This is a genomic window from Aquirufa echingensis (assembly GCF_042714525.1).
In the GTDB taxonomy this organism is placed as follows: domain Bacteria; phylum Bacteroidota; class Bacteroidia; order Cytophagales; family Spirosomataceae; genus Aquirufa; species Aquirufa echingensis.
Map to the genome: position 1 here is coordinate 598,015 of NZ_JBBKYA010000002.1, position 1,729 is coordinate 599,743.

The 1,729-nt window shown below is 46.9% G+C and carries 1 rRNA gene (cut by a window edge); it reads right to left on the reverse strand.

Annotation, left to right across the window (positions count from 1 at the left end):
* Window positions 1-1,693 (reverse strand): 23S ribosomal RNA (locus SKC38_RS12515); it reaches 1,174 nt to the left of the window's first position.
* Window positions 1,694-1,729 lie beyond the last annotated feature (36 nt).

Consider the following 1,729-nt stretch of genomic DNA (forward strand, 5'->3'; position numbering starts at 1 on the left):
AGGCTCCCTTTATCCCGAAGTTACAGGGTTAATTTGCCGAGTTCCTTAGCCGTGATTCACTCGAGCGCCTTAGAATATTCTTCTCGACCACCTGTGTCGGTTTACGGTACGGGTTACTTATCAGTTATACACGCCTAGACTTTTCTTGGAAGTTTACTCACTACACTCGTTTTGGCATTGCTGCCGCCTCTCAAAGACACTATTCCGTCAGTATCTGGTAACCTGTAATCTCCGTCATCTATTTGCCCAATAAGTAAGTGCAGGAATATTAACCTGCTGTGCATTAGGTTGTCGCTTTCGCTAGACCCTTAGCCCCCGACTAACCCTCAGTTGATTAGCATAGCTGAGGAAACCTTAGTCTTTCGGCGTGAGGGTTTCTCGCCCTCATTATCGTTACTCATGCCTACATTTGCTTTTCTGAACGCTCCAGCCAAGCTCGTCGCTCAACCTTCACCGCAGATCAGAATGCTCCCCTACCAGTATATAAATATAATCCAAAGCTTCGGTACTTTACTTGATGCCCGTTTATTATCGATGCCCGCCTCGCTCGACCAGTGAGCTGTTACGCACTCTTTAAATGAATAGCTGCTTCCAAGCTAACATCCTGGCTGTCACTGCAATCAGACTTCCTTAGTTCAACTTAGTAAAGATTTTGGGACCTTAGCTGTTGGTCTGGGTTCTTTCCCTCTCGGATTGGGACCTTAGCACCCCAACCCTCACTCCCGGGTATATTTTAAGCCATTCAGAGTTCATCAGGATTTGGTAGGATTTGACTCCCCCTAGTCCTATTGGTAGCTTTACCTGCTTAAAACTTAACCCCGAGGCTGTTCCTAAAAACATTTCGGGGAGTACGAGCTATTTCTCAGTTTGATTGGCCTTTCACCCCTACCCACAAGTCATCCAAATACTTTTCAACGTAAACTGGTTCGGTCCTCCACTCCGTGTTATCGGAGCTTCAACCTGCTCATGGGTAGATCACAAAGTTTCGCGTCTACTCCCACTGACTAAGCGCCCTATTCAGACTCGCTTTCGCTCCGGCTGCTCACATCTATATGATTAACCTCGCCAGTGAAAGTAACTCGTAGGCTCATTATGCAAAAGGCACGCCGTCACCCCAATAAGGGCTCCGACCGCTTGTAAGCGTATGGTTTCAGGGTCTTTTCACCCCCTTACTCAGGGTACTTTTCACCTTTCCTTCACAGTACTCGTTCACTATCGGTCTCTTGGTAGTATTTAGCCTTACCGGATGGTGCCGGCAGATTCAAAGGGGATTTCTCCAGTCCCCCCCTACTCAGGATACCACTACAATTACATAAGCTTACCAATACAGGGCTCTCACCTTCTACGGCCTGCCTTCCCAGACAGTTCTTGTTCCTTTATATAATCGATGTCGTGGTCCTACAACCCCAGTCTTGCCGCAACAACACTGGTTTGGGCTAATCCGCGTTCGCTCGCCACTACTTACGGAATCACTTTTGTTTTCTCTTCCTCTGCTTACTTAGATGTTTCAGTTCAGCAGGTTCGCCTTCTATCTTAAATAGAATAATAGATCTTCAATCTACTGGGTTGCCCCATTCGGAAATCATCGGATCAAAGGTCTTGTGCACCTCCCCGAAGCTTATCGCAGCTTAACACGTCCTTCATCGCCTCCAAGAGCCTAGGCATCCCCCATACGCCCTTAATTCACTTACTCTTTTATAAAATATCTTCATCCCGAAGGATTCAATAA